The following is a 25,875-nucleotide window of genomic DNA, read 5'->3' as shown; positions in this document are numbered from 1 at the left end:
TCTACCTGTAGGCTGCCGTCTCGAAGCGCTTGGTTTTCGGGCCGGCCGGGAAGATTCATCCCCTGCCGCAGGGGGTTATTGAGGAGCTCGCATGACCAAACAACACGCCTTTACTCGGGAAGACCTGCTGCGCTGCAGTCGCGGTGAGCTGTTCGGCCCAGGTAATGCGCAACTGCCCGCGCCGAACATGCTGATGGTCGATCGCATCACCCATATCAGCGAAGAAGGCGGCAAGTACGGCAAAGGTGAATTGGTCGCCGAGCTGGATATCAACCCGGACCTGTGGTTCTTCGCCTGCCATTTCGAAGGCGATCCGGTAATGCCGGGCTGCCTGGGCCTCGACGCCATGTGGCAGCTGGTTGGCTTCTTCCTCGGCTGGCAGGGCCTGCCGGGCCGTGGCCGCGCCCTGGGTTCGGGCGAGGTGAAATTCTTTGGCCAGGTACTGCCTGAAGCCAAGAAAGTCACGTACAACATTCACATCAAGCGCGTCCTGAAGGGCAAGCTGAACATGGCCATCGCCGATGGTTCGGTCAGCGTCGACGGCCGCGAGATCTACACTGCCGAAGGCCTGCGGGTCGGCGTGTTCACCTCCACTGACAATTTCTAAGGGTTATTCGCATGCGCCGCGTCGTTATCACTGGTCTGGGCATCGTATCGTGCCTGGGCAATGACAAAGCTACCGTCACCGAAAACCTGCGCAACAGCCGTCCGGGTATCCGTTTCAACCCGGAATACAAGGAAATGGGGCTGCGTAGCCAGGTTTCCGGGTCCATCGACCTCAACCTCGAAGAACTGATCGACCGCAAGGTTTACCGCTTCGTCGGCCATGCGGCTGCCTACGCCTACCTGGCCATGCAGGACGCGATCAAGGACGCTGGCCTGACCGAAGAGCAGGTTTCCAACCCGCGTACCGGCCTGGTGGCGGGTTCCGGCGGCGCCTCGACCCTGAACCAGATGGAAGCGCTGGACACCCTGCGTGAGAAAGGCGTCAAGCGCGTCGGCCCATACCGCGTTACCCGCACCATGGGCAGCACCGTTTCGGCATGCCTGGCCACCCCGTTCAAGATCAAGGGCATCAACTACTCGATCTCGTCGGCCTGCGCCACCTCGGCTCACTGCATCGGTACCGCACTGGAGCAGATCCAGTGGGGCAAGCAGGACATCGTCTTCGCCGGTGGTGGTGAAGAAGAGCACTGGAGCCAGTCGTTCCTGTTCGATGCCATGGGCGCCCTGTCGACCAAGCGCAACGAAACCCCGGAACTGGCCTCGCGCGCCTACGACGCTGACCGTGATGGCTTCGTCATCGCTGGCGGTGGCGGCATGGTCGTGGTCGAGGAACTGGAACACGCCCTGGCCCGCGGCGCCAAGATCTACGCCGAAATCGTTGGCTACGGTGCCACTTCCGACGGCTACGACATGGTTGCACCGAGCGGCGAAGGCGCCATCCGCTGCATGCAGCAGGCGCTGTCCACTGTCGACACCCCGATCGACTACCTGAACACCCACGGTACCTCGACTCCGGTCGGTGACGTGGCCGAGATCAAGGGCGTGCGTGCCGTGTTCGGCGACAAGGCTCCGAAGATCAGCTCCACCAAGAGCCTGTCGGGTCACTCGCTGGGCGCTGCCGGCGTGCACGAGGCGATCTACTGCCTGCTGATGATGGAAAACAACTTCATCGCCGGCTCTGCCAACATCGACGAGCTGGACGCGGAAGTCGCCGACTTGCCAATCCTGCGTAAAACCGAAGAAAACGCCAAGATCGACACGGTCATGAGCAACAGCTTCGGCTTCGGCGGCACCAACGCCACCCTGGTGCTCAAGCGCTGGGAAGGCAAGTAAGACGCTGCTGCTGTAAATGAAAACGCCCCGACTGGTTCGGGGCGTTTTTGTTTGGGTTGCCTGTGCTGGCCTCTTCGCGGGTAAACCCACCACACAAGCCTTCAGCGCTGTGCCCACCCTGTAGGAGCGGGTTTACCCGCGAAGAGGCCCGCACAGGTCACTGCTGTACCTTGGGCAACACCGCCAGAAAATTCTCCCGGGCCACCTTGTGCGCCACCCGCTCCGGCAAGGCATCCAGAAACGGCTTGAACCCGTGCATCTGCTCCCCCAGGCTGCCAAACCGCCCCACCACATCCGACCCCAGCATGAACCGCTCCGGGTACTTCTCGACCAGCGCCAGCCATTCCTTGCGCGGCGCGCCCTGCTCATCCAGCAAATACGGCTGCAGCACACTCCACGACAAATCGACATACAGGTTCGGGTAGTCCTCCAGCAATCGCGTCAGCACCGGCAGTAGAAAGTCCATCTGCGTCTGGTGGCGATGTATCTCCATGCTGCTGCCCGCATGCGCCCAGATGAATCGCGTATGCGGGTGATTGCGCAGCGGCTCTTCGATCTCCGCCAGGTACAGCGGGTTGCGCTCGCGCTTGGAGGTGATGTTGGAATGCAGCAGCACGGGCAGGTCGCGCTCGGCCGCCAGGTGGTAGATACGCGTCATGGCCTCATTATTGGCACGTGGCGTGTCGCCACTGGTCAGCGCTGTCAGGTCATCATGTCGGGTGAACACCTCGCCGATGCCCTGCCAAAGGCCCGGGTACAAATCGAGCATGCGTTCGATATGGCTGACCGCATTCTTGTCCACCGGGTTGAATCCGCTTAGGAACGGGTGGAAGCGCTTGCGCTGCTCACTTGGCAATTGCTGCAGCGCCGCCGCCACGTAAGTATCGGTGGCGCTGTACCAATAGGCGTCGGCGTCATCACCGGCGTAGTAGCGCGGGCGCTTGGGTTCGTCTTCGTGCCATTTCTTGGCCACCGGTATGCCTGAAATCATCGACTGCTCAACCCCTGCGGCATCCATGGCCTTGATCAGCGCCGGCATGCCTTCACTTTCCTGGAAGAAGTCCACGTAGTGCAGGTGGGCATCACTGTAGCGGTACTCGCGCGCCTGGGCCGCCTGGCACAGCCAGCCGAACAACAGCACACAAGCCAGCGCTCTGGCGGTCATGGTCATCCTCCTCATGCAGGTACGAACCCAGTAGACCAGGCGGCCGACGAGACGGTTCAGCCACGGCGGGCAAACCGCTATGCTTGAGGCACTTCCACCGTGCCTGGAGCCTTCCCCATGAGCAGCCCACTGGTCATCCACCCCCGAGCCGAGACGGTCGAGGGCCAGCCGATCCTGCGCCCGCTGCCGTCAGCCCAGTGCCGCAGCGTCGGCCCGTTCGTGTTCTTCGACCACATGCTCGAAACAGACTATGCCCCGGGGCATGGCATGGACATCCGCCAGCATCCGCATATCGGCTTGTCGACCCTGACCTACCTGTTCGAAGGCGCAATCCTGCACAAGGACAGCCTCGGCTCGGCGCAGCGGGTGCTGCCAGGTGATGTCAGCTGGATGACTGCGGGCAGCGGCGTCGCCCATGTCGAGCGCACCCCGGAAGATGCCCTGGCCCATGGCTCGCGCCTGCATGGGCTGCAGGTATGGCTGGCATCGCCACGCGAGTTTGAGCAAGGCCCGGCAAGCTACAGCCATCACCCCGCCGCAAGCTTGCCCGTCAGTGACAGCCTGGGCGTGCGTATCTGCATGATTGCTGGCAGCGGGTTCTGCCTGGCATCACCGGTGCCGGTGCTCTCCCCTACCCTTTATGCGCATGTACGGATGCAACCGGCGACCACCTTGCTGGTACCGAATGAGCATGTGCAGCGGGCGCTGTACCTGCTCGATGGTGAGTTGACGATGAACGATGAAGACGTGGAACCGTGCAGCCTGGTGGTACTGCCGGAGGGGGAAGAGGTGACGTTGTATGCGGAGGGTGAATGCCAATTGGTACTGATTGGCGGCGCACCGCTGGATGGGCCGCGTCGGATGAACTGGAATTTCGTGGCCAGCGACCCGGAACTGATCGAGCGGGCCCGGGCCAGGTGGGCTGCGGGGGATTGGCCGGTGGTGCCGGGGGAACATTCTAGGATCGAGTTGCCTCGGTGATCGGGGGTGGACACAGGTCGGCGGTTGGGCGCAGTCCGTCGTGTAGGAGCGGGTTCACCCGCGAAAGGGCCGGTCCTGCTGGCCAATTTCCACCCGCCGTTCACCGTTGACGCCGCTACCGTATTCGCGGGTAAACCCGCTCCTACGCAGATTGGTGGTGGACACAGATCGGTGGTTGGTCCAGGCCGCCGTAGGAGCGGGTTTACCCGCGAAAGGGCCGGCCCTGCTGGCCAATCTCCACCCGCTGTTCACCGTTGCCGCCGCCACCGTATTCGCGGGTAAACCCGCTCCTACACCCAGATCGGGGGTGAACGCACATTGGTGATTGGGCGCAGGCCGTCGCGTAGGAGCGGGTTCACCCGCGAAGGGCTGCAAAGCAGCCCCCTGCAAGCTCAACGCTGGAACACTTCACTCAGCAGATTATGCATCGAACGGAACGCTCGCTCGGAAGTGCGCCGGTCATACTGCATCTTGCCCGGCATATTGGCATTCGGGTCGGTAAACGAGTGCACCGCGCCGCCGTAACTGAGCAACTGCCAGTCCACCTTGGCTGCGTTCATCTCGTCTTCGAATGCCGGCAGCTGCTCTTTAGGCACCAATGGATCGGAGGCACCATGCAACACCAGCACCGAGCCCTTGATGCGCTTGGCATCTTCAGGATTCGGCGTGTCCAGGGTGCCGTGGAACGATACGGCCGCACGCAGGTCGGCGCCGCTACGGGCCAGTTCCAAGGCACAGCAGCCACCGAAGCAGAAGCCGAAGGTGGCCACCTTGCCAGGCTCCAGCAACGCCTTCGACTGCCCCAGCAATTGCGCCAAGGCCTCCTGCATGCGCTTGCGCAGTTCGCCACGGTCATTCTTCAGCGGCATCATCGCCACGCCTGCCTCATCGGCATTGGACGGGCGCACCGATTGCCCGTACAGGTCGGCGATCAGCACCACATAGCCCTTCTCGGCCACTTCCTTGGCAATGCGCTCAGCACCTTCACCAATGCCCATCCAGTTCGGCGCCATCACCAGCCCTGGGCGGCCCAGCGCACCCGGCTCATAGACCAAACGGCTTTCGTAGGTCTTGCCAGACAGGTGATAAACCAGCGATTCGACGATTACTTTGCTCATCAAGCACTCCTTTGGCACTCGTCATAAAAAAGCCCGCCGAAGCGGGCTTTGCTGTGCATCAACTCAAGCAGACAGCTCGACCAGTAGCTTGTTCAGGCGACGAACGTAAGCCGCCGGGTCCTTCAGGCTGTCACCAGCCGCCAGGGCCGCCTGATCGAACAGGATGTGCGACAACTCGGCGAAACGGTCTTCGCTCTGCTCGTGATCCAGCTTCTCGATCAGCGGGTGGCTCGGGTTGAACTCGAAGATCGGCTTGGACTCCGGCACTTTCTGCCCGCTGGCTTCCAGGATCTGGCGCATCTGCAGGCCCAGGTCCTGCTCGCCAATGGCCAGGATCGCCGGCGAGTCGGTCAGGCGGTGCGATACGCGTACTTCGGCCACGCTGTCACCCAGCGCACCTTTCAGTCGCTCGACCAGACCTTCCTTGTCCTTGGCGACTTCTTCCTGGGCTTTCTTGTCTTCTTCCGAATCCAGCTTGCCCAGGTCCAGGTCGCCACGGGCAATATCGACAAAGGCCTTGCCGTCGAATTCGTTGAGGTAGCTCATCAGCCACTCGTCGATGCGATCAGTGAGCAGCAGCACTTCGATGCCTTTCTTGCGGAAGACTTCCAGGTGCGGGCTGTTCTTGACCTGCGCGTACGACTCGCCGGTGAGGTAATAGATCTTGTCCTGACCTTCCTTGGCGCGGGCCAGGTAGTCGGCCAGGGCGACGCTCTGCTCGCCGCTGTCGTCCTGGGTGGACGCAAAGCGCAGCAGACCGGCGATTTTCTCCTTGTTGGCGAAGTCTTCGGCCGGGCCCTCTTTCAGCACCTGACCGAAGTTTTTCCAGAAGCCCTTGTATTTCTCGGGTTCGTTCTTCGCCAGCTTCTCCAGCATGTCCAGCACGCGCTTGGTCAGCGCGGTCTTCATCGAATCGATGATCGGGTCTTTCTGCAGGATTTCACGCGACACGTTCAGCGACAGGTCGTTGGAATCGACCACACCCTTGATGAAGCGCAGGTACAGCGGCAGGAACGACTCGGCCTGGTCCATGATGAACACACGCTGCACGTACAGCTTCAGGCCGCGTGGCGCTTCGCGCTGGTACAGGTCGAACGGCGCACGGGCCGGCACGTACAGCAGCGAGTTGTATTCGAGCTTGCCTTCAACCTTGTTGTGGCTCCAGGCCAGCGGGTTTTCGAAGTCATGGCCGATGTGCTTGTAGAACTCCTGGTACTCCTCGTCCTTCACCTCGGTGCGCGAACGGGTCCACAGGGCGCTGGCGCGGTTGACGGTTTCCCACTCTTCGGCCGGCTGCTCTTCACCTTCGGCGGCGGCCTGCTCTTTCGGCAGCTGAATCGGCAGGGCGATGTGGTCGGAGTACTTCTTGACCACGTTGCGCAGGCGCCAGCCATCGGCGAACTCCTGCTCGTCCTTCTTCAGGTGCAGGACGATACGGGTACCGCGCTGTGGCTTGTCGATGGTGGCGACTTCGAACTCGCCCTCGCCTTTCGACGACCAGTGCACACCTTCGGCCGCTGGCTGGCCTGCACGGCGGCTGTACACGTCGACCTTGTCGGCAACGATGAACGCGGAGTAGAAGCCCACGCCGAACTGACCGATCAGGTGCGAGTCCTTCTTCTGGTCACCGGTTAGGTTCTTCATGAAGTCGGCAGTGCCGGACTTGGCGATGGTGCCCAGGTGGGCAATGACGTCTTCGCGGCTCATGCCGATGCCGTTGTCCTCGAGGGTCACGGTACCGGCGTCCTTGTCGAAGCTCAGGCGAATCTTCAGGTCAGCATCGCCCTCGAACAGCTCTGGCTTGGCCAGGGCTTCGAAACGCAGCTTGTCGGCGGCGTCGGAAGCGTTGGAAATCAGCTCCCGCAGGAAGATTTCCTTGTTCGAGTACAGCGAGTGAATCATGAGGTGCAGCAGTTGCTTCACCTCGGTCTGGAAGCCCAGCGTTTCCTTTTGTGTTTCCACAGTCATGGTCTTCGAAACTCCGATCTGATGGCGTTGGCGCCTGGCGGCCGGTTCGGCCAGCGTTAACGGCGGATGTCATGCAGATGGGGGCTGCCCGGATGATTTCAAGGGCTTTTCCGGTTCGATCTTGAAATGCGCACGGGCCGTGGCAATCGGCGACTGCCTGTCGCCCTGCCAGGCGGTGATGGCCACGTTGGTCACCCGCCGGCCCTGGCGCCACAGCTGGCACTGGGCGTAGGTATCGCGAAAATGCCCGGCGCGCAGGTAGTCGATGGAAAAGTCGATGATCTTCGGAATGCTTGCGCTCTCGCTGTAGATCAGCAGGTACAGCGCTGCCGACAGCTCCATGAAGCCGGCGATCACGCCGCCATGGATGGCCGGTAGCAGTGGGTTGCCGATATTGTCCGGGCTGGCCGGCAGGCGGAACAACACGTCATCGCCCTGACGCTCGCATTCGATGCCGATCAGCCCGGCATAGGGAATCAGCGCCAGCAACGGTCGATAGTCGCCCACCGCATGGGCGGCGTTGAGCTGCTGGCGTACCGCGTGCGGAATCATGCCTTGCCCTCCTTCAGACTGTCGCCGAAACGGATGCCGCCCTTGATGTCCTGGCCCAGGCGCATGAACGTGCCCACCACCTGGCAGATGGGCTGGTCGGGGTCGTCCTGATAGGCGGTGCCACGGGTGAAGATCACGTCGCGGGTAACACGGTAGCACTGGGCGTGGCCGTAGATGTCCTTGCCGGCCTCAGCCGGGTGCATGTAGTCGATGCGCAGGTCCAACGTCGGGCACACTTCGAAGCGCGGCAACACACACAACGTGGCCATGCCACAGGTGGTGTCCATCAGCGTGGTCAGCGCACCGCCGTGCACGGCACCGGTTTGCGGGTTGCCGACAATCGCCGGCGACCACGGCAGGACCAGGGTCATGCCATCGCCATCAGCCTGCGCCACGCGCATCTGCAACAACTGACAATGTTTTAACGCCGAGAGAAAGCGCTCGGCCATTGCCATCAAGGTTGAATCGCTCATCGGCTGTTCCCATCGGCCGCAGGGCAGCGGCATAAATTCGTTAAAAAGTCCATGTAGAACGGGACGTTATATATCTGTAATCTTCGTTGAACTTATTCCGCGTAGTTGCACTCGAAGGAACAAGTCACTTATTCCACCAAGGAGAAACACCCCCATGCGTAAACCTTTTGCTTTTGCTCTGATGCTGGCCGCTGCCATGGGCCTGGCTGCTTGCGATAAAGCGAGCGAAGACAAAGCCCAGGACGCACAGCAACACGCCGAGCAAGCCCAGGAAAAAATGGGTGAAGCTCAGGATAAGATGAACGAAGCCGCCGAGGAAAACGCCGAAGCTGCCAAAGATCAGGCCGAAGCCGAGCAGAAGGCTGCCGAAGAAGCCGCTCCGGCTACTCCGGCTCCAGCTACGCCGGCAGAACCTGCCAAGCAGTAACTGGCTAAAACAAAAAACCCGACAATGTCGGGTTTTTTTGTGCCTGCGAACTTTCGATTAATCGTTTCAGTTGGAACCAACCGAGCTTTCCTTGGCCGGCTCCGACAGTACACTTTCGGTCGGTGTGAACACCATCACATCGAGCACATCCGAATGGAACTCTCGACGGTACAGAATCAGCACTACTCCCACACTCATCGCCATGAACAACCATGGGCTGATAAACCAGCTCAACATGGCCATGCCGAAGTAATACGAACGCAGCCCCAAGTTGAACTGGTTAGCCGCCAACGACAATACCCGCGCCGCGCGGGAGGCGAACGCCTTGCGCTCCAGCTCATTGACCAGCCGTTCGCCGATCATCGGCGCCGAGCCCACCAGCACGGCGGCAAAGTTGTATTGGCGCATGCACCAACTGAACGTGAAGAAGGCATAGACAAATACCATGGCCAGGCACAGCAGCTTGATCTCCGACATGCCCTGGGATGTTTGCTGAACCAGCGGCAGGTCGGCCAGCAACGACAGTGCCCGGTCGGAGGCACCGAGCACGGTGAGGATGCCAGCCAGAATGATCAGGGTGCTGGAGGCGAAGAACGAAGCGTTGCGCTCCAGGTTACCGATCACGCTGGCATCGGCGATGCGGTTGTCGCGCAGCAGCATGCGGCGCATCCAGTCTTCGCGGTACAAGTGCAGCACGCTGGCCAGGCACGCGGTGTCGCGCCCCTTCCAGATCGCATAGCGGGTATAGCCACCCCAGCACAGGGCGAACCAGGCGATGGCCAACAGGTTGTTGAGGTTGCTTTGGATGAAGTTCATGCAGGGTTACCGAAAGGGCCATGTGCCTAAAGGATAGGGACCGGATTTCGACGCTGGCAAGCGGCAAAAGGCACACCTGCACACTGAAAAATGCATTACCTGTTGCGAAGAGGCCGAAACCGGCAAACAGCAAAAAGCCCCGCATCCTTTCGGATACGGGGCTCTCTTGTTTTCACCCTTGGCGGGCACCCTTCGGCTTGTGGCCGGTGCCGCCCTCAGGCTTCAACTTGTCCAGTCAGGCCAGCGCCTCGCGCGGCTTGCCGAGCATGCGGTCGCAGGCCACGGCACCCACCAGGGTCACCACCGACGGTACCAGCCAGGCCATGCCGGCATCACTCAATGGCAGGTGCGCCATGAAGTCTGGCAACACGTGGGCAAGGCTGCTGCCCTTGATCGCATCGACCATGCCGAACAGCAGCGAGACCAGCATCACGGGCGCCAGGATGCGCGTTGGCGAGTTCCACAGGTCTTTCACGAAGCTCAGGCCAACCACAACGATGCACGGCGGATAGATGGCGGTGAGCACCGGGATCGAGAACATGATCAGCTTGGTCAGGCCAAGGTTGGAAATCAGCAGCGAGAAGCCGGCAAGGATCACCACCAGCGCGCGGTACGACAGCGGCAGGATCTGGCTGAAGTACTCGGCGCAGGCACAGGTCAGGCCAACCGCGGTCACCAGGCAGGCCAGCGCGATCAGCACGGCGAGGAAGCCGCTGCCCAGGGAGCCGAAGGTGTGCTGTACGTAGGCATGCAGCACCGCCGCACCGTTGGTGGCGTCAGCCGCGATGTCGTGGCTGGTGGCACCCAGGCGGAACAGGCTGATGTAGACCAGGGCCAGCCCGACACCGGCGATCAGGCCGGCGATGATGGCGTAGCGGGTAATCAGCCTCGGCGACTCGACACCGCGCGAGCGAATGGCATTGACAATGACGATACCGAACACCAGGGCACCCAGGGTATCCATGGTCAGGTAGCCATCGGAGAAGCCCTTGGAGAACGCAGCGGCGGCATAGGCAGGCTGTGCGTCACCAATGCTACCGGCGGGCAGCGCGAAGGCAGCGATGCCCAGTACTGCCAGGGCAATGATCTTCAACGGTGCCAGGAAGCGGCCCACGGTGTCGAGCAACTTGCCAGGGTACATGGACACGGCCAGCACGACGATGAAGTACACCAGGCTGTAGATGAACAGCGCCAGCGGGCTTTCACCGGTCAGCGGTGCAACGCCCACTTCGAACGACACGGTGGCCGTACGCGGGGTGGCGAACAATGGGCCGACCGACAGGTAGCACACGGCTGCCAGCAGGCCGCCGAAGAACTTGCCGATCGGGCTGCTCAGTGCATCCATGCCGCCACCGACCTTGGCCAGAGCGACCACCGTGATGACCGGCAGGCCCACGGCAGTGACCAGGAAGCCCAAGGCCGCCATCCATACGTGCGGGCCAGACTGCAGGCCGACGATAGGCGGGAAGATGATATTGCCTGCACCCACGAAAAGCGCAAACGTCATAAAGCCAAGCGCCAGGATATCCTGGCCTTTGAGAACTTTCATTTAAGGTAGTACCACACTGCTGAAATCGGGATTCGAGAGGGGATTTCCCTTTGGGTAAGGGGAAATGCTGCCCGGCTTGATAGGCCAGACCCGTTTAGCGTGTCGTTCCCTTTTGGGGTACGGGCACAGAGTGAACGCGTAATGTAACTGGTTTGTCAGTCAAACGCACTGGCACAGTGCTGCTTGTCCGATGTGCGTACATGTTTGTCGTCTGTGTGACCGAGGACGGCAGGTATTATCCTCGGATTGAAACATTCGTCTGCGTGAAAATTCCTATCAAACCTATCGAAGAATCTCTATTGCCAGCACCGGCCTCTTCGCGGGTAAACCCGCTCCTACGAATCCCACATACGACAAAGGCCACCCGAAGGTGGCCTCTGTGCGCGTGGGGGGTGTAGCAGTATTACTTCTTGGCTTCCCAGCCAGTCAGCTCGGCCAGGGCCTTGCCGATGTCAGCCAGGGAACGCACGGTTTTCACACCCGCGTCCTGCAGGGCGGCGAACTTCTCGTCCGCAGTGCCCTTGCCGCCGGAGATGATGGCGCCAGCGTGACCCATGCGCTTGCCCGCAGGTGCAGTAACACCGGCGATGTAGGAAACGACAGGCTTGGTGACGTGGGCCTTGATGTAGGCCGCGGCTTCTTCTTCAGCCGAACCGCCGATCTCACCGATCATGACGATCGCTTCGGTCTTCGGGTCTTCCTGGAACAGCTTCAGGATGTCGATGAAGTTGGAGCCCGGGATCGGGTCACCGCCGATGCCGACGCAGGTCGACTGGCCGAAGCCGGCGTCGGTGGTCTGCTTCACAGCTTCGTAGGTCAGGGTGCCGGAACGCGAAACGATACCGACCTTGCCTGGCAAGTGGATGTGGCCTGGCATGATGCCGATCTTGCACTCGCCCGGGGTGATGACACCTGGGCAGTTAGGGCCGATCAGGGTCACGCCCAGCTCGTCGCACTTGACCTTGGCATCCAGCATGTCCAGGGTAGGAATGCCTTCGGTGATGCAGACGATCAGCTTGATGCCGCCAAAGGCAGCTTCCAGGATCGAGTCTTTGCAGAACGGAGCCGGTACGTAGATGACCGAAGCGTCAGCGCCGGTAGCTTCCACGGCTTCCTTGACGGTGTTGAACACCGGCAGGCCCAGGTGGGTGGTGCCACCCTTGCCTGGGGTTACGCCGCCGACCATCTTGGTGCCGTAGGCAATGGCCTGTTCGGAGTGGAAAGTACCCTGCGAGCCGGTGAAGCCCTGGCAGATGACTTTGGTATCTTTATTGATCAGGACGCTCATTACTTGCCCTCCGCAGCTTTGACAACTTGTTGAGCAGCGTCGGTCAGGCTGGTTGCCGCAATGATGTTCAAACCGCTTTCTGCCAGTACTTTAGCGCCCAGTTCGGCGTTGTTGCCTTCGAGGCGAACGACGACCGGAACTTTAACGCCGACTTCTTTCACTGCACCGATGATGCCTTCGGCAATCATGTCGCAGCGAACGATGCCGCCGAAGATGTTGACCAGAACGGCCGCGACATTGCTGTCGGACAGAATGATCTTGAACGCTTCGGTAACGCGCTCTTTGGTAGCACCACCGCCAACGTCGAGGAAGTTGGCCGGCTTGCCGCCGTGCAGGTTGACGATGTCCATGGTACCCATGGCCAGGCCAGCACCGTTGACCATGCAGCCGATGTTGCCTTCAAGGGCAACGTAGTTCAGTTCGAACTTGGCAGCGTGGGCTTCACGGGCGTCGTCCTGCGACGGGTCGTGGAAGGTTTTCAGCTTCGGCTGACGGTACATGGCGTTGGCGTCGATGTTGATCTTGGCATCGAGGCAGTGCAGGTCGCCATCGGCCTTGATCACCAGCGGGTTCACTTCCAGCAGCGCCAGGTCATGATCCTTGAACAGCTTGGCCAGGCCAACGAAGATCTTGGCGAACTGTTGAACTTGCTTGCCTTCCAGGCCCAGCTGGAAAGCCAGCTCGCGACCCTGGAACGGCTGAGCGCCGACCAGTGGGTCGATGGTGGCCTTGAGGATTTTCTCAGGCGTTTCGTGAGCGACTTTCTCGATGTCCACGCCACCTTCGGTGGAAGCCATGAACACGATACGGCGGCTCGAACGATCGACTACAGCGCCCAGGTACAGCTCTTTGGCGATGTCAGTGCAGGATTCGACCAGAATCTTGGAGACGGGTTGACCGTTGGCATCGGTCTGGTAGGTAACCAGATTCTTGCCCAACCACTGTGCAGCGAACGCCTTGGCGTCTTCCTTGCTGCGAACCAGCTTTACGCCGCCCGCTTTACCGCGACCACCCGCGTGAACCTGGGCTTTTACAACCCACTCGTTCCCGCCGATCTTGTCGCAGGCTTCTGCAGCTTGCTCAGGGGTGTCGACTGCGAAACCCTTGGAAACTGGCAGGCCGTACTCAGCGAACAGCTGCTTACCCTGATACTCGTGAAGATTCATGCTTTTTACCGTCTTCGTTAGGTACTGCGCTTCGGCGCTGCGCCATCAGTGGCGCCGCACCACCTGTGACCGTTGACCCCGGGTTTCCCGTGTGATCCGGTCCGGCGGACTTTCCGCGGTGAGTCATGCACGCAAGACTCACGACGGGCAGCCCGCCGTGGTTTCTTATAATTAACGCTTCTTACGGTTGGCCACGTGAATGGCGCCGCCATTCACCGCCAGCGCTGCTTCATGCAACGCTTCGGACAGGGTTGGATGGCTGAAGACCATCATGCCCAGATCCTCGGCACTGGTGCCGAATTCCATTGCGATTGCGCCCTGCTGCACCAGTTCGGCAGCCGATGGGCCAATCACGTGAACACCCAGAACGCGGTCGGTCTTGGCATCGGCGATGACCTTGACGAAACCACCGGTGTCGTTGGCAGCCATCGCACGGCCGCTGGCCGCGAACGGGAAGGTGCCCACGTTAACCTCAACGCCCTCGGCCTTCAAGGCCTGTTCGGTCTTGCCGACCCACGCGATTTCCGGGTGGGTGTAGATGACCGACGGGATCAGGTCGTAGTTCATCTGGGCCTTGTGGCCCTTGATGCGCTCGACGACCATGATGCCCTCTTCCGAAGCCTTGTGGGCCAGCATCATACCGCGTACCACGTCACCGATGGCGTACACGCCCGGAACGCTGGTGGCGCAGTAATCGTCGACGAAGATGTAGCCACGCTCGTCGATGGTCACGCCGCTGTCGGAAGCCAGCAGATCGGTGGTCACCGGGCGACGGCCGACTGCAACAATCAGCTTGTCGAAGGTGATCTTCTGCTCACCTTCGGCGTTGGTGTAGGTCACTTCGACTTCATTGCCGTTGACTTTCGAGCCGGTGACGCGAGCGCCCAGCTTGATGTCCAGGCCTTGCTTGGTCAGGGTCTTCTGGGCTTCTTTCGACACGGCGGTGTCGGCAGCCATCAGGAAGGTGTCCAGGGCTTCCAGGACGGTCACTTCAGCACCCAGGCGAGCCCATACCGAGCCCAGCTCCAGGCCGATCACGCCTGCACCGATAACGCCCAGGCGCTTCGGTACGGCCTGGAATTCCAGGGCGCCCGTGGAGTCGACGATGACATTCTGGTCGACCGGGGCCGGCGGAATGTCGATCGGGCGCGAGCCGGAAGCCAGGATCACGTTCTCGGCTTCGATGACTTCGGTGGTGCCGTCAGCCTTGGTGACTTCGACCTTTTTGCCGGCCAGCAGCTTGCCGTGCCCCTGGATCGAAGTGACGCCGTTGGCCTTGAACAGGGTGGCAACGCCACCGGTCAGGTTCTTGACGATGCCGGCCTTGCGGCCAACCATCGCGGCGACGTCCATCTTCACTTCGCCCGTGGAGATACCGTGGACGTTGAAGCTCTCTTTGGCTTCCTTGTACTTCCAGGAGCTGTCCAGCAGCGCCTTGGAAGGAATGCAACCTACGTTCAGGCAGGTGCCGCCCAGGGCCAGTTTGCCCTCGGCGTCGGTGTACTTCTCGATACAGGCAGTCTTCAGACCAAGTTGGGCAGCCTTGATGGCAGCCACATAGCCGCCTGGGCCTGCACCGATTACCACTACGTCGAATTTCTGGGTCATAAAAGATTCCTTATCAGCTACAAGCTACAAGCCGCGAACCGCGCGGCCTGGCTTCTTGCGAAGCCAGGCCCGGCACGGTACGCAGCCAGAGGGTTAGATGTCCAGCAGCAGGCGGGACGGATCTTCCAGCAGGTTCTTGATAGTGACCAGGAAGGTTACCGCTTCCTTGCCGTCGATCAGGCGGTGATCGTACGACAGCGCCAGGTACATCATCGGGCGAATCACGACCTGGCCATTGATGGCCATCGGGCGCTGGATGATGTTGTGCATGCCGAGAATGGCGGCCTGCGGCGGGTTGACGATCGGGGTCGACATCATCGAACCGAAGGTGCCACCGTTGGTGATGGTGAAGGTGCCACCGGTCATCTCTTCGATGGACAGTTTGCCGTCACGGGCCTTCTTGCCGAAGGTAGCGATGCCGTTCTCGATTTCAGCCAGGCTCATCGACTCGGCGTTACGCAGCACCGGCACCACCAGACCACGGTCGCTGGACACGGCAACACCGACGTCGGCGAAGCCGTGGTAGACGATGTCGTTGCCGTCGATCGAGGCGTTGACGGCCGGGAAGCGTTTCAGCGCTTCGGTAGCGGCTTTGACGAAGAACGACATGAAGCCCAGGCGCACGCCATTGTGGGTCTTCTCGAACAGGTCCTTGTACTTCGAACGCAGGGCCATGACTTCGGTCATGTCCACTTCGTTGAAGGTGGTCAGCATCGCCATGTTCGACTGGGCTTCGACCAGGCGCTCGGCGATCTTGGCACGCAGGCGGGTCATTGGCACACGCTTCTCGGTACGGTCGCCAGCGGCGACGACAACCGGGGCAGCGGCAGCAGCGGCAGGCTTGGCAGCCGGTGCAGCGGCAGGTGCCGACTTCTTCTTGGCAACAGCAGCAACCACGTCTTCCTTGGTGACGCGACCGCCTTTACCGGTACCTGCAACGGTAGCCAGATCGATGCCGTTTTCTTCAGCCAGCTTGCGCGCAGCCGGGGCAGCGATCGGGTCATCTTCGCCGGCGTCAGCGCTGGCAGCGGCCGGAGCAGCTGCAGGTGCGGCGGCCGCGGCAGGCGCAGCGGCAGCACCGCCCTCAACGATCGAACCCAGCAATTCGTCGGACAGGACGGTGTCGCCCTCGCCCTTGACGATGTCGCCCAGCACGCCATCGGCAGTAGCCAGTACTTCCAGGACAACCTTGTCAGTCTCGATGTCGACGATCAGCTCGTCACGCTTGACGGCTTCGCCCGGCTTCTTGTGCCAGGTGGCAACGGTGCCATCGGCAACCGATTCCGGGAAGGTTGGGGCTTTGATCTCGATAGCCATTATCTGTGTTTCCTTAAATTCGGTTTCAGGTGCGCGAAGGCGTTAGACAGTGAAGGCGTCTTGCAGCAGTTTTTCCTGCTGTTCGGCGTGCTTCGAAGCGTAACCACAGGCTGGCGCGGCAGAAGCGTCGCGACCGGCGTATTCCAGGACCAGTGCCTTGTTGTGGCGGCCCAGGATACGGCGCATGTGGTGCTGGCTGCTGTACCAGGCGCCCTGGTTCATCGGCTCTTCCTGACACCAGACCGCATGCTTGAGGTTGGTGTAAGGGGCGAGGATTTCGACCAGATCGTCCTCAGGGAACGGATACAGCTGCTCGATACGCAGGATGGCAATGTCTTCGCGGCCTTCGGCACGGCGTTTTTCCAGCAGGTCGTAGTAGACCTTGCCGCTGCACAGCACCAGACGCTCGACCTTGGCCGGATCGATTGCGTCGATTTCCGGGATCACGGTCTGGAACGAGCCTTCTGCCAGGTCTTCCAGGGTCGAGATGGCCAGCTTGTGGCGCAGCAGCGACTTCGGCGTCAGGACTACCAGCGGCTTGCGCAGCGGGCGAATGACCTGGCGACGCAGCAGGTGGTAAATCTGTGCCGGCGTCGTCGGTACGCAGACCTGGATGTTGTGCTCGGCGCACAGCTGCAGGTAACGCTCCAGACGCGCGGAGGAGTGCTCCGGCCCCTGCCCTTCATAGCCGTGTGGCAGCAGCATGGTCAGGCCACACAGACGGCCCCACTTGTGCTCACCACTGGTGATGAACTGGTCGATCACCACTTGCGCACCGTTGGCGAAGTCGCCGAACTGGGCTTCCCAGATCACCAGCGCGTTCGGCATGGTGGTGGAGTAGCCGTATTCGAAGGCCAGTACCGCCTCCTCGGACAGGAACGAATCGTACAGATCGAAACGTGGCTGGCCTGGGAACAGGTTCTGCAACGGAATGTAGGTGCTGGCGTCCTTCTGGTTGTGCAGCACCGCGTGACGGTGCGAGAAGGTGCCACGGCCGATGTCCTGGCCGGTCATGCGGATCGGGTGACCTTCGAACTGCAGGGTGGCGTAAGCCATGGTCTCTGCATAACCCCAGTTGATCGGCAAGCCACCGGCCTGCATCTTCTGACGGTCTTCGTAGATCTTCGACACCTGACGCTGGACCACGAAACCTTCCGGCAGCTCGAGCAGCTTGGCCGACAGATCCTGCAGGGTCTTGAGGTCGAAACGGGTATCGTGACGCGCGGTCCAGGCATGGCCCAGGTACGGACGCCAGTCGACGAACAGCTCGCGGTTCGGCTCCTTGACCAGGCTTTTTACCACGTGCAGGCCATTGTCCAGCGCGTTGCGGTACTCGTCGATCTTGGCCTGAGCGCGCTCGGCGTCGATGCGACCGGCCTGGATCAGCTGCTCGGCATACAGCTCACGGGTAGTGCGCTGCTTGCTGATTTGCTGGTACATCAGCGGCTGGGTGCCGTTAGGCTCGTCAGCCTCGTTGTGGCCACGGCGACGGTAGCAGACCAGGTCGATGACCACGTCACGCTTGAACTGCATGCGGTAGTCGATGGCCAGCTGGGTGACGAACAGCACGGCTTCCGGGTCATCGCCGTTCACGTGCAGGATCGGTGCCTGGATCATCTTGGCAACGTCGGTCGCGTACTCGGTGGAGCGCGCATCCAGCGGGTTGCTGATGGTGAAACCAACCTGGTTGTTGATCACGATGTGCACGGTACCGCCGGTCTTGAAACCGCGGGTCTGCGACATCTGGAAGGTTTCCATGACCACGCCCTGGCCAGCGAACGCAGCGTCGCCGTGGATCGAGATCGGCAGCACCTTGTCGCCAACGGTATCGTTGCGGCGGTCCTGACGGGCGCGCACCGAACCCTCGACCACCGGCGAAACGATTTCCAGGTGGGACGGGTTGAACGCCATGGCCAGGTGCACTTCGCCACCCGGGGTCATCACGTTCGAGGAGAAGCCCTGGTGATACTTCACGTCACCGGAGCCCAGCTCGTTCATCTTCTTGCCTTCGAACTCGTCGAACAGCTCGCGCGGGTTCTTGCCGAAGGTGTTCACCAGCACGTTCAGACGGCCACGGTGGGCCATGCCGATCACGACCTCCTTGGCGCCGTAAGAACCGGAACGCTGGATCATTTCATCCAGCATCGGAATCAGGCTCTCGCCGCCTTCAAGGCCGAAACGCTTGGTGCCCGGGTACTTGGTGCCCAGGTACTTTTCCAGGCCCTCACCGGCGGTCACGCGCTCGAGCAGGTGGGCCTGCACGTCAGCGGAAAACTCCGGACGGCCGCGCACGCTTTCCAGGCGCTGCTGGAACCAGCTGCGCTGCTCGGAATCGACGATGTGGGTGAATTCGGCGCCAATGGTGCGACAATATGTCTTCTGGAGTGCATCGAAGATGTCGCGTAGGCTCGCCTCCTCTTTGCCGATGAACAGGTCGCCGGCACGGAAGGTCGTATCAAGATCGGCATTGGTCAAGCCGTAGTGATTGATCGACAGGTCTACGGGCGCAGGGCGCTGCCACAACCCCAACGGGTCGAGCTTGGCAGCCTGATGGCCGCGCATACGATAGGCCTGGATCAGTCGCAGAACTTCAACCTGCTTCTTCTCGTGTTCACTGCTCACGCTCCCGGCGGAAACCGGTTGGGCGCGGCGCTGGTTCTTTGCCAGCAGTACGAAATGGTCGCGGATTGTCGAGTGCGATACATCAGTAGCGGTGCTGCCGTCGGCTGGCAACTTCTGGAAGTAAGTGCGCCACTCTTCTGGCACAGCGTTAGGGTCGTGCAGGTAGAGCTCGTAGAGCTCTTCCACATATGCAGCGTTACCACCTGAAAGGTGGGCGCTATCCCACATGCGCTGCATCACGCTTTCTTGCATGCTTGGTCACCCTCGATTAGGGGACTGATCGGCGAGAGCCACAGCAAACCTGGAAAAGTCCGAAAACAGCGACTGAACCACGCCACCTGGATCCTGCTGATTTTCCGGGTACCAGCCCGGAAAGCCCCTGCTGGTCTCATATCTTCATAGGTAATGAACGCGGGCTTTGTGGGCCCTTGTTCGGGTTTTACCTCAGTGCGGGCTCACCACCCGCACCTCGGCTTACTGCAGGTACAACGCTTTGTATCAGGTGCCGCTTTGCAGCAGCATGTTACGTACGTGACCGATTGCCTTGGTCGGGTTCAGACCTTTCGGGCAAACGTTTACGCAGTTCATGATCCCGCGGCAGCGGAATACGCTGAACGGGTCATCCAGGGACGCCAGGCGCTCCTGAGTCTTGGTATCGCGGCTGTCGGCAAGGAAGCGGTAGGCTTGCAGCAATGCTGCCGGGCCCAGGAACTTGTCCGGGTTCCACCAGAACGACGGGCAGGAAGTCGAGCAGCAAGCGCACAGGATGCACTCGTACAGGCCGTCCAGCTTGTCACGGTCTTCCGGCGACTGCAGGCGCTCGATGGCCGGGGCCGGGGTGTCGTTCTGCAGGAACGGCTTCACCTTCTCGTACTGCTTGTAGAAGATGCTCATATCGACCACCAGGTCACGAATGACCGGCAGGCCTGGCAGAGGACGCAGAACCAGCTTGCCGCCTTTCACCACCGCCGACAGCGGGGTGATGCAGGCCAGGCCGTTCTTGCCGTTCATGTTCATGCCATCGGAACCGCAAACGCCTTCACGGCAGGAGCGACGGTACGAGAAACCCTCGTCCTTTTCCTTGATCAGTGCCAATACATCCAGCACCATCAGGTCCTTGCCGCCGGTATCGACGTCGAACGACTCCATTTTTGGCGCCGAGTCGGTGTCCGGGTTGTAACGATAAACTTCGACTTTCAACATAGCAGCCACCCTTAGTAAGTCCGGACTTTTGGTTCGAAGGCTGGAACAGTCTTCGGCGCAAAGTTGACGCCGCGCTTGGCAACGCGCTTCTCACCCGGGTAGTACAGGGTGTGGCACAGCCAGTTTTCGTCGTCACGGTCTTCGAAGTCTTCACGGGCGTGAGCGCCGCGGGACTCTTTACGGGCTTCGGCCGCGATGGCAGTAGCTTCGGCGACTTCCAGCAGGTTCTGCAGCTCCAGCGCTTCGATACGCGCGGTGTTGAAGGCCTGGGACTTGTCGTTGATCTTGACGTTGGCGATACGGTCACGCAGACCGGCCAGCTGCTCGATACCCTTCTGCATGTATTCGCCAGTACGGAATACACCGAAGTAGTTCTGCATGCAGCTCTGCAGCTCGCGCTTCAGGCTGGCAACGTCTTCACCGCTGGTACGCTCGTTGAGCTTGTTCAGGCGGTTCAGGGCAACATCGACGTCGGTGTCGCTGGCGTCGCGGTATTCCACGCCTTCGCTCAGCGCCTTCTCCAGGTGCAGGCCGGCAGCACGGCCGAACACCACCAGGTCGAGCAGCGAGTTGCCGCCCAGGCGGTTGGCACCGTGAACCGATACGCACGCCACTTCACCTACGGCGAACAGGCCCGGGATGATGTGATCCTGGCCGTCGGCGTCCATGGTGATGGCCTGGCCATGAATGTTGGTGGCAACGCCGCCCATCATGTAGTGGCAGGTCGGCACGACCGGCACCGGCGCGACCACAGGGTCGACGTGGGCGAAGGTCTTGGACAGTTCGCAGATACCTGGCAGGCGGCTGTGCAGCACTTCCTCGCCCAGGTGGTCCAGCTTCAGCAGTACGTGGTCCTTGTTCGGGCCCACGCCGTTGCCGGCGATGATTTCCTTGACCATGGAACGGGCAACCACGTCGCGGCCGGCCAGGTCTTTGGCGTTCGGCGCGTAACGCTCCATGAAGCGCTCGCCGTGGGCGTTGATCAGGTAGCCACCTTCACCGCGGCAACCCTCGGTGACCAGTACACCGGCGCCGGCGATACCGGTCGGGTGGAACTGCCACATTTCGATGTCCTGCACCGGCACGCCTGCACGCAGGGCCATGCCGATACCGTCACCGGTGTTGATCAGGGCGTTGGTGGTGGACGCGTAGATACGGCCCGCACCGCCAGTGGCCAGCACGGTGGCCTTGGACTTGATGTACAGGGTTTCGCCGGTTTCGATGCAGATGGCGATCACACCCACGAATGCGCCGTCCTGGTTCTTCACCAGGTCAACTGCGTAGTACTCGTTGAGGAACGTGGTGCCCGCTTTCAGGTTGCCCTGGTACAGGGTGTGCAGCAGCGCGTGACCGGTACGGTCGGAAGCGGCACAGGTACGGGCGGCCTGGCCACCTTTACCGAAGTCCTTGGACTGACCACCGAACGGGCGCTGATAGATGCGGCCGGTTTCGGTGCGCGAGAACGGCAGACCCATGTGATCCAGTTCGAAGACCGCAGCCGGGCCTTCCTGACACATGTATTCGATAGCGTCCTGGTCGCCGATGTAGTCGGAACCCTTGACGGTATCGTACATGTGCCAGCGCCAGTCGTCGTTCGGGTCGGCCGAAGCGATGGCGCAGGTGATGCCGCCCTGGGCGGATACAGTGTGCGAACGGGTCGGGAAGACCTTGGTGACTACGGCAGTCTTGTGGCCGCCTTGAGCCAGTTGCAGCGCTGCGCGCATGCCGGCGCCGCCGCCACCGATGATGATGGCGTCGAAGGAAATGGTTGGAATGCTAGCCATTGATCAGATACCCCAGAGAATCTGCACACCCCAGACGAAGTAAGCGAACATCGCAACGCCGCATACCGCCTGGAACAGGAAACGAATCGCAGTTGCCGACTTGCCGAACGACATAGGCGTCAGGTAGTCGGTTGCAATGGTCCACATGCCGACCCAGGCGTGAGCGCCCAGGGCAACGAGGGCCAGCAGACTGAAGATCCGCATCGCGTTGTTGGAGAACAGACCATGCCACTGGGTGTAGTCGATGCCTGGGTGGGCGACCACGTAGCCGATCAGGAAGAGGAAGTAAGCCGCGAGAACGACCGCAGAAACGCGCTGCGCCATCCAGTCATAGAGGCCCGAACGCGACAGGTTCGTGACATTGGTTACCATACCCAAACTCCCACCAGAACGATCAGCACCACGGAGATGACGATCACGATTTTCGAGCCCAGCTTGCCGCCTTCCAGCGTCTCACCGATACCCATGTCCATGATCAGGTGACGAACACCTGCCACGAGGTGATAAAGCAGGGCGGACAGCAGGCCCCAGGTCACGAACTTGGCCAGCGGGCTGGTCAGACACGCCTTCACCTCACCGAAGCCTTCCTCGGAACCCAGCGACTTGCCCAGTGCATAAAGCATGATGGCAAGGCCGATGAACAGGATGACGCCGGAGATACGGTGCAGGATGGACGTGTACGCAGTGACGGGGAGCTTGATGGTCCTTAGGTCTAGGTTTACAGGTCGTTGGCTTTTCACGGCTTTTTTCACACTGAAGAGCCCCTAGCGAATCAGGGCAAAGTTGTTGGTAAGTGTACTGGTCAGGTACCCACCACCCAGGGAACGGCGACCCCCAGCAGTTCGGGCTTGCAAGCCCCTGGCGGTCGGGTGCCGAGTATAGACAGTTAGGCTGCTTATGACAACGTGACGGGGTAGCCCAAATAGCGCATTGCCTTTAATGAACAAAAGGCGTAAATGGGCGAGAATTTCGGGAAAAATCAGGCTTGAATGCCTGATTCAACAAGCCTTTAGGCAAATTGACATCTGAATTTATCCCTCTATAGTGGTGCGGGCCCTGCGTGGGGGGTCTGTCTGATGATTTCAAGCATTAATAGGAGGCCACATGGCTGACAAAAAAGCGCAGTTGGTCATCGAGGGCGCTGCCCCCGTCGAGCTGCCCATTTTAACCGGCACCGTTGGTCCTGATGTAATCGACGTCCGCGGGTTAGGGGCCACTGGTCACTTCACCTTCGACCCAGGTTTCATGGCGACTGCCTCGTGCGAGTCGAAGATCACCTATATTGACGGCGACAAAGGTATCCTGCTGCACCGCGGCTACCCGATCGAGCAACTCGCCGAACAATCCGACTACCTCGAAACCTGCTACCTGCTGCTCAATGGCGAACTGCCGAATGCCGAGCAGAAGGCCCAGTTCGTCAGCACCGTCAAGAACCACACCATGGTTCACGAGCAGCTGAAGTCCTTCTTCAACGGCTTCCGTCGCGACGCTCACCCGATGGCGGTGATGTGCGGCGTAGTCGGCGCCCTGTCGGCGTTCTATCACGACTCCCTGGATATCAATAACCCGCAACACCGCGAAATCTCCGCGGTGCGCCTGGTCGCCAAGATGCCGACCCTGGCTGCGATGGTTTACAAGTACTCCATGGGCCAGCCGATGATGTACCCGCGCAACGACCTGTCGTACGCGGAAAACTTCCTGCACATGATGTTCAACACCCCGTGCGAGATCAAACCGATCAGCCCGGTGCTGGCCAAGGCAATGGACCGGATCTTCATCCTCCACGCCGACCACGAGCAGAACGCCTCCACCTCCACCGTTCGTCTGGCAGGCTCGTCGGGTGCCAACCCGTTCGCCTGTATCGCCGCTGGTATCGCCGCACTGTGGGGCCCGGCCCACGGCGGTGCGAACGAAGCCGTACTGACCATGCTGGATGAAATCGGCGATGTCTCGAACATCGACAAATTCATCGCCAAGGCCAAGGACAAGAACGACCCGTTCAAGCTGATGGGCTTCGGTCACCGCGTGTACAAGAACCGCGACCCGCGCGCCACCGTGATGAAGCAGACCTGCGACGAAGTCCTGCGCGAGCTGGGCATCAAGAACGACCCGCAGCTGGAACTGGCCATGCGCCTGGAAGAGATCGCCCTGACCGATCCTTACTTCATCGAGCGCTCGCTGTACCCGAACGTCGACTTCTACTCGGGGATCATCCTCAAGGCGATCGGCATTCCGACCAGCATGTTCACCGTGATCTTCGCCCTGGCACGTACCGTGGGCTGGATCTCGCACTGGAAAGAAATGCTCTCCAGCCCGTACAAGATCGGCCGTCCGCGCCAGCTGTACACCGGCGAGCAGAAGCGCGACATCGTTGCCCTGAAAGACCGCAAATAAGCGTTGCTAGCCGAACGCAAAAAGGCTGCCCTCGGGCTAATGCCAGTCAGTTAAGCTGACTGGCATTTTTCATTTTCGGGTGGGGTACTTCGCTGGACGTTGCTTCACCGTTCGCGGAAACCATCGGTCAGGCCGTCGATGTGGCAAGACATATTGTGCCGCCGAAGCCTGCAGATCCGACAAAAATCCCGGCAAATTTCCGGGGTGGTTCAAGGATGTGCCATGCAGCAAGCCCAGTATTGCCCAGCTACAGGCAGTAAAACTCATCTCGCATGGGTACACACCAGGGCACTGTCGAGACATTTGCACCATCTGATAACGCAACAGGTTGTAGCCCAGCAGTACGCCCCATAGCTCTTGCGCAATCATCTCCGGCGTCTTGCTTCTCAGCGTATATTCACCACCTAAAAGCCCTTGCTTGATCTCTCGATATCCCAGTTCGATTTCCCAACGCTGACTGTAAAGGTCGACGATCTCATCACCCGGGAAACGCAGCGGATCGACCATTGAGGTCAGTACGCTCACCACCTTGCCTTTAATCGTCTTGCTTAACAGCCGTGCTCGAGTCTCCAGCGGCAGGCCGGGCCATTGCTTACGGGCTTGTGGCGAGGTGCGCAGAATGACTACGGCATCGTTGCGCCCAAGCTTGTGCTCGACTTCGTACTGGCTACCCTTCTTCAAAGGAATAAGCCAATGACGCTGCTCGCCTTGTGATTGCCAGTGATGCAGCAAACCCAACGAGTAGAAACCTTTATCGAACAGGGTCAGCGAGTGATCAGGCGTGGTAGCGATCAACTGTTCGGCCAGCTTCATTTCGCTACTGTGATAGCTCTCGAAAGTACTGCTTATCAGCAGATGGCTAGTCAGTTCCATCTGGCAGACCATTCGGACTTGAGGGTAACTGCCATCGCCATGCTGATTGGTCGCGCCGCCGTAGCACGCCCGATTTTCTGCGGTGTCGGGGGTATTCCAGACGACGCCATCCACACCCAAAAGCGTTAACCCCAACCATTGAGGGTGTTGGACTTCTGCATGCCATCGCTGCTGGGTGAGCGAAAACACCTCGCGAACCGCTTCGCTACCCAGCCGTTGCCGTCCCTGAACAACAGCGCTGGGCGCCACCAGCGGTCGCTTGCCCGGCAGCATGATGTCCATGTGATTCACGACATCCCAAGCCGACATCCGGCGGAACAACGCCATGCCGATGATGCACCAGACCAGGCTTTCCAACGGCAACCGGCGCTTGCGTATAGTCGAGACGCCTGCCGTTTCGAAGGCCTGTTTCACAATGTCTGGATCAAGCAAGGCTCCAAGCCCTTCGAGGGCATGTGGCCGCGATGCCATTTCATGAGTGAGGGACAGGGCTTTTGACAGGCGCATAAAAAATCCGATGCTCGTTTCCAAGCATCGGATTTTGCGGCCTATGGGCTAAAGGTCAATGCGTCAGTCTTAACTGACTGGCATTAGCCCTCGGGCAGCCTTTTTTATTTGTCCTGTACCGGCCTCTTCGCGGGCTTGCCCGCTCCCACAGGTACTGCACAGATCTCGAGGGCTGCGCTGTACCTGTGGGAGCGGGCAAGCCCGCGAAGAGGCCGGCACAGACAC

General features: G+C 60.6%; 22 protein-coding genes. 5 read left to right on the top strand and 17 right to left on the bottom strand.

Annotated features, from left to right (window positions below):
- Positions 1–91: 91 nt before the first annotated feature.
- Complete coding sequence (gene fabA / locus ACI7M0_RS08705; protein ID WP_003251509.1) at positions 92–607, top strand: 3-hydroxyacyl-[acyl-carrier-protein] dehydratase FabA; 516 nt, start codon at positions 92–94, stop codon at positions 605–607.
- Between the two features lie 11 nt (positions 608–618).
- Positions 619–1,839 carry a beta-ketoacyl-ACP synthase I gene (fabB, locus tag ACI7M0_RS08700; protein ID WP_010954940.1) on the top strand — a complete coding sequence of 407 codons (1,221 nt, stop codon included), beginning with the start codon at positions 619–621 and terminating at the stop codon, positions 1,837–1,839.
- A gap of 157 nt (positions 1,840–1,996) precedes the next feature.
- Here the strand turns inward: fabB and ACI7M0_RS08695 are convergent, their stop codons facing one another.
- A complete protein-coding gene (locus tag ACI7M0_RS08695; protein ID WP_104961121.1) occupies positions 1,997–3,004 on the bottom strand; it encodes an amidohydrolase family protein in 1,008 nt (335 codons plus the stop codon).
- 117 nt (positions 3,005–3,121) lie between these two features.
- Between ACI7M0_RS08695 and ACI7M0_RS08690 the strand changes: the two genes are divergently transcribed.
- Positions 3,122–3,985, top strand: a complete 864-nt coding sequence (locus ACI7M0_RS08690) for a pirin family protein (RefSeq protein ID WP_020193852.1) — start codon at positions 3,122–3,124, stop codon at positions 3,983–3,985.
- 392 nt (positions 3,986–4,377) lie between these two features.
- On the opposite strand, the gene ACI7M0_RS08685 is transcribed toward ACI7M0_RS08690, so the two are convergent.
- The 4 genes from ACI7M0_RS08685 to ACI7M0_RS08670 form a co-directional block, all read right to left on the bottom strand.
- Positions 4,378–5,103 carry a dienelactone hydrolase family protein gene (locus ACI7M0_RS08685; protein ID WP_010954943.1) on the bottom strand — a complete coding sequence of 242 codons (726 nt, stop codon included), beginning with the start codon at positions 5,101–5,103 and terminating at the stop codon, positions 4,378–4,380.
- Between the two features lie 63 nt (positions 5,104–5,166).
- Complete coding sequence (gene htpG, locus ACI7M0_RS08680; RefSeq protein WP_014590273.1) at positions 5,167–7,071, bottom strand: molecular chaperone HtpG; 1,905 nt, start codon at positions 7,069–7,071, stop codon at positions 5,167–5,169.
- Positions 7,072–7,140: 69 nt separating this feature from the next.
- Complete coding sequence (locus tag ACI7M0_RS08675; RefSeq protein WP_003251519.1) at positions 7,141–7,623, bottom strand: PaaI family thioesterase; 483 nt, start codon at positions 7,621–7,623, stop codon at positions 7,141–7,143.
- Complete coding sequence (locus ACI7M0_RS08670; RefSeq protein ID WP_010954945.1) at positions 7,620–8,096, bottom strand: PaaI family thioesterase; 477 nt, start codon at positions 8,094–8,096, stop codon at positions 7,620–7,622. Before ACI7M0_RS08670 ends, ACI7M0_RS08675 begins: the two co-directional genes overlap by 4 nt.
- 154 nt (positions 8,097–8,250) lie before the next feature.
- Here ACI7M0_RS08670 and ACI7M0_RS08665 point away from each other — a divergent pair, with 154 nt between their 5' ends.
- Complete coding sequence (locus ACI7M0_RS08665) at positions 8,251–8,523, top strand: hypothetical protein (RefSeq protein ID WP_104961120.1); 273 nt, start codon at positions 8,251–8,253, stop codon at positions 8,521–8,523.
- A gap of 66 nt (positions 8,524–8,589) precedes the next feature.
- Here ACI7M0_RS08665 and ACI7M0_RS08660 read toward each other — a convergent pair whose 3' ends face one another.
- From ACI7M0_RS08660 to sdhC, 11 genes are all read right to left on the bottom strand, one after another.
- The gene (locus tag ACI7M0_RS08660) at positions 8,590–9,339 is read right to left on the bottom strand and encodes a DUF599 domain-containing protein (protein WP_064493141.1); all 750 of its coding nucleotides are present in this window, start codon (positions 9,337–9,339) and stop codon (positions 8,590–8,592) included.
- Between the two features lie 235 nt (positions 9,340–9,574).
- The gene (gene brnQ, locus ACI7M0_RS08655; protein WP_010954948.1) at positions 9,575–10,888 is read right to left on the bottom strand and encodes a branched-chain amino acid transport system II carrier protein; all 1,314 of its coding nucleotides are present in this window, start codon (positions 10,886–10,888) and stop codon (positions 9,575–9,577) included.
- Positions 10,889–11,291: 403 nt separating this feature from the next.
- Positions 11,292–12,176: a succinate--CoA ligase subunit alpha gene (gene sucD, locus ACI7M0_RS08650; RefSeq protein WP_003254203.1), complete on the bottom strand. Its 885-nt coding sequence runs from the start codon at positions 12,174–12,176 to the stop codon at positions 11,292–11,294.
- Entirely contained in the window at positions 12,176–13,342 is a 1,167-nt protein-coding gene (sucC, locus tag ACI7M0_RS08645) for an ADP-forming succinate--CoA ligase subunit beta (RefSeq protein ID WP_003254205.1), read from the bottom strand. The genes sucD and sucC overlap by 1 nt, the downstream gene beginning before the upstream one ends.
- Positions 13,343–13,513: 171 nt before the next feature.
- On the bottom strand, positions 13,514–14,950 hold the full coding sequence (gene lpdA, locus ACI7M0_RS08640) for a dihydrolipoyl dehydrogenase (protein WP_010954949.1): 1,437 nt from the start codon (positions 14,948–14,950) through the stop codon (positions 13,514–13,516).
- Positions 14,951–15,043: 93 nt separating this feature from the next.
- Positions 15,044–16,267 (bottom strand): 2-oxoglutarate dehydrogenase complex dihydrolipoyllysine-residue succinyltransferase, encoded by a 1,224-nt coding sequence (odhB, locus tag ACI7M0_RS08635; protein ID WP_064493140.1) that lies wholly within the window; start codon positions 16,265–16,267, stop codon positions 15,044–15,046.
- A gap of 42 nt (positions 16,268–16,309) precedes the next feature.
- A complete protein-coding gene (locus ACI7M0_RS08630) occupies positions 16,310–19,141 on the bottom strand; it encodes a 2-oxoglutarate dehydrogenase E1 component (protein WP_003254210.1) in 2,832 nt (943 codons plus the stop codon).
- A gap of 246 nt (positions 19,142–19,387) precedes the next feature.
- Positions 19,388–20,092 (bottom strand): succinate dehydrogenase iron-sulfur subunit, encoded by a 705-nt coding sequence (locus ACI7M0_RS08625; protein ID WP_003254212.1) that lies wholly within the window; start codon positions 20,090–20,092, stop codon positions 19,388–19,390.
- Positions 20,093–20,103: 11 nt separating this feature from the next.
- Positions 20,104–21,876 carry a succinate dehydrogenase flavoprotein subunit gene (sdhA, locus tag ACI7M0_RS08620; RefSeq protein ID WP_003254213.1) on the bottom strand — a complete coding sequence of 591 codons (1,773 nt, stop codon included), beginning with the start codon at positions 21,874–21,876 and terminating at the stop codon, positions 20,104–20,106.
- A 3-nt stretch (positions 21,877–21,879) separates the two neighbouring features.
- On the bottom strand, positions 21,880–22,248 hold the full coding sequence (gene sdhD / locus ACI7M0_RS08615; protein WP_003254214.1) for a succinate dehydrogenase, hydrophobic membrane anchor protein: 369 nt from the start codon (positions 22,246–22,248) through the stop codon (positions 21,880–21,882).
- The gene (gene sdhC, locus ACI7M0_RS08610) at positions 22,242–22,628 is read right to left on the bottom strand and encodes a succinate dehydrogenase, cytochrome b556 subunit (RefSeq protein ID WP_008091902.1); all 387 of its coding nucleotides are present in this window, start codon (positions 22,626–22,628) and stop codon (positions 22,242–22,244) included. The genes sdhD and sdhC overlap by 7 nt, the downstream gene beginning before the upstream one ends.
- A gap of 352 nt (positions 22,629–22,980) precedes the next feature.
- Here sdhC and gltA point away from each other — a divergent pair, with 352 nt between their 5' ends.
- Positions 22,981–24,270 carry a citrate synthase gene (gene gltA / locus ACI7M0_RS08605; RefSeq protein ID WP_003254218.1) on the top strand — a complete coding sequence of 430 codons (1,290 nt, stop codon included), beginning with the start codon at positions 22,981–22,983 and terminating at the stop codon, positions 24,268–24,270.
- Between the two features lie 69 nt (positions 24,271–24,339).
- Here the strand turns inward: gltA and ACI7M0_RS08600 are convergent, their stop codons facing one another.
- Positions 24,340–25,650 carry an IS4 family transposase gene (locus tag ACI7M0_RS08600; protein WP_104960600.1) on the bottom strand — a complete coding sequence of 437 codons (1,311 nt, stop codon included), beginning with the start codon at positions 25,648–25,650 and terminating at the stop codon, positions 24,340–24,342.
- Positions 25,651–25,875 lie beyond the last annotated feature (225 nt).

The organism is Pseudomonas sp. 10(2024) (genome assembly GCF_045164175.1).
Taxonomy (GTDB): Bacteria; Pseudomonadota; Gammaproteobacteria; order Pseudomonadales; family Pseudomonadaceae; genus Aquipseudomonas; species Aquipseudomonas alloputida.
This window is presented reverse-complemented; position numbering and strand designations above follow the sequence as displayed.